At 41.1% G+C, this 2,563-nt stretch carries 3 protein-coding genes; 2 read left to right on the forward strand and 1 reads right to left on the reverse strand.

Features of this window, described 5'->3' with window-relative positions:
- Together ABLA33_RS10005 and ABLA33_RS10010 are read left to right on the forward strand one after the other, a co-directional pair.
- Positions 1-443 (forward strand): ATP-binding cassette domain-containing protein (locus ABLA33_RS10005; protein ID WP_347720190.1); only part of this gene is annotated, 443 nt, incomplete at its 5' end.
- A 15-nt stretch (positions 444-458) separates the two neighbouring features.
- A complete protein-coding gene (locus ABLA33_RS10010; RefSeq protein WP_219426684.1) occupies positions 459-938 on the forward strand; it encodes an HlyD family secretion protein in 480 nt (159 codons plus the stop codon).
- Positions 939-1,385: 447 nt separating this feature from the next.
- Here ABLA33_RS10010 and ABLA33_RS10015 read toward each other — a convergent pair whose 3' ends face one another.
- Positions 1,386-2,540 carry an IS256 family transposase gene (locus ABLA33_RS10015; protein WP_347720191.1) on the reverse strand — a complete coding sequence of 385 codons (1,155 nt, stop codon included), beginning with the start codon at positions 2,538-2,540 and terminating at the stop codon, positions 1,386-1,388.
- Positions 2,541-2,563 lie beyond the last annotated feature (23 nt).

The following is a 2,563-nucleotide window of genomic DNA, read 5'->3' on the forward strand; positions in this document are numbered from 1 at the left end:
TTGCCGTGGATGATGGGGAAATTGATAAGGAGCGATTGCAGAAAGCTGCCGAGATTGCCTGTATTCACGATTATGTACTGGGGCTACCGTTAAAGTATAATACCAAGATTGGGCGCGATGGTGTGGGCTTGAGTCAAGGACAGAAACAGCGTATCCTAATAGCAAGAGCCGTATATAAGAATCCAGATTATATCTTCCTTGACGAAGCCACCAACTCGCTCGATGCCAACAACGAACGTATGATTGTAGAACATCTTGATGAGTTCTACAAGGGCAAGACTGTGGTTATCGTAGCGCACCGACTAAGTACAGTAAAGAATGCCGACCAGATAGTGGTACTGGATAAAGGCAAAGTGGTGGAAATTGGCAATCACGAATCACTCACGGCAAAGCGTGGTGCATACTATAACCTCGTGAAAAATCAGTTAGAATTGGGCAACTAATAATAGAGAAACACTATGGCAGACAGCAAAATAGAACTCCGCAGCGAGAAGGTAAGACATATCATTGGCGAAATTCCTTCAGGCATCGTGCGTTATGGTATCACAATTATTACTATCGTGATTTTAGGATTATTGGCAGGTGCATACTTTATCCCCTATCCAGAAACCATCAGTGCAAAGGTACAAATGACAAATACCCGTCAAGGCACACTAATCATTCCTTACAGGTATGTCAATACGATAGAAAACGGAATGACAGCCAATATAGAGTTTGAGGGTTACAATGCCGAAAACTACGGAGTAGCTGGTAGCACAATAGTAACCACATCACATACTCCTCATCAAACAAATGAGGGCAGTATGTTCACTGCACAAGTGAAGATAGCAAGCTGTAAATATCCACTCATCAAAGGAATGATTGGCAGTGCGTCTATTCTTGTTAGCCAAGAAAGCGTACTGCAAAGGATAATCCATAGGATAACAGGCAGCATATAATACCCTTAAACGTTCTCTCTCTTATTATAATAAGAATACCTAAGCGGTGAAAGTAGGAGGTTAAATGTAGTTACTATGTAGTATAATTTTGATAATAGCCCAACTACTCATTAATCCTTTATCTTTCACTGCTTTACCTTTAATGTAGTTATGTAGTAAGATATAACAGTGAAAGAAAAAAGGATATAATCAGTAGTATATATAACTGCCACTCAGCAACCCTGTACGCCACTTGTATCAACAATAATAGGAATGAATGTTGGCGCAGGAGATTGCAGCCTTTGGCAGAGATATTTTCTAAACATACTGGCTTCTATGCTGTCAAGATGAAAGGAAAGGGCGATGATAATGAGCAAGGGGCAGAGTGGTGCATAACTCTCCACGCTATAGGTATTGTCCTAAAAAGTGTGTAACCATAATTTTCCATATCTTCCATTTTGTTCAAAATTATTTACTCTCTTTCCAGCATCTCCATTGATAGACTTTCCTTCGATATGTAGTCTGTGTTTCTTCCATTGCAACAGATGCCAATAGAAATAAAACCGATTGACTTGATAGCATTGCAGCTCTCATCTTAATGGTTCTTTTATACTTTCTGTTGAGCCGCTCAATCCAATTCGTCGTATAAATGCATCTCTGTACTTCTATAGGGAAGTCCATATAGGTGAAATAAGCAATATTACGCTGGGCTTTATATTTGCGTAACACGGGGTATCTCTTTTCCCATTGGTTTACAAAAGTAATAAAATGCTCGTAACCTTGCAAAGATTTGCGCTCTTTGTTCTCCAAGGTGAATACTTCATTGAGTTCTTGATTAACTATGGGTTTGTCTTTATGCGAGACGCTGTTTAATATCTGCCGTTTGACATGGGCAACACAAAATTGATGAGCTGCTTGCGGAAAAGCCGAACATACGGCGTTTTCAATGCCTTGAAGGGCATCAGAAACCACTAAATCAATCTGTTCAACCCCGCGCTCTTTCAAACTGTTAAGCACTTCTTGCCAGCATAATGCACCTTCAGTTGGATAATTCACAATGGTAAGCACCTCCCGACTTCCATCCTCCAACACACCCAGTATGGTATAGTAGGCTTCCTTGGATACTTGCTGATCCCTCCGGGTTGCGATAAAGGTGGCATCAATATAGATCGCCAGATAGTGGGCTGAGAGTCGACGATTGAGCCATGCTTCAACATCTTCCCGACAACTATTGGCCAAGTAAGAGATTTGCTGTTTGCTATAAGCCCGACCATAAACCGTCTCTATCACCTCACTAATCTGCTCGGTGGTGAGTCCCTTGGTATAAAGTTGATAAACTAAGGCGGCACGCTCTTCACATTCGCTACGAATAATCCCTAAAAGTACGGGATAGAAATTGCCGCTACGGCTACGTGGTATGCGCAAGACAAACGTATAGCCCTTACAATACCAACGACGAGGACGAAAGCCATTGCATTGCTCATTCTTATTCGCTTTGACGAATAAGTCGCGCTCGTGGGCCATCAAAGAATTCATAATCAACGATTGAAGCGTGACAAAACCTTCACTGCTACTTGTGTAATTCGAAATAATTTCCGAAATTTGTCCTTGTGTAAGTTCCATATTCTTGTTGTTTTTTATTACTT

This window comes from uncultured Alloprevotella sp., from assembly GCF_963536905.1.
GTDB lineage: Bacteria > Bacteroidota > Bacteroidia > Bacteroidales > Bacteroidaceae > Alloprevotella.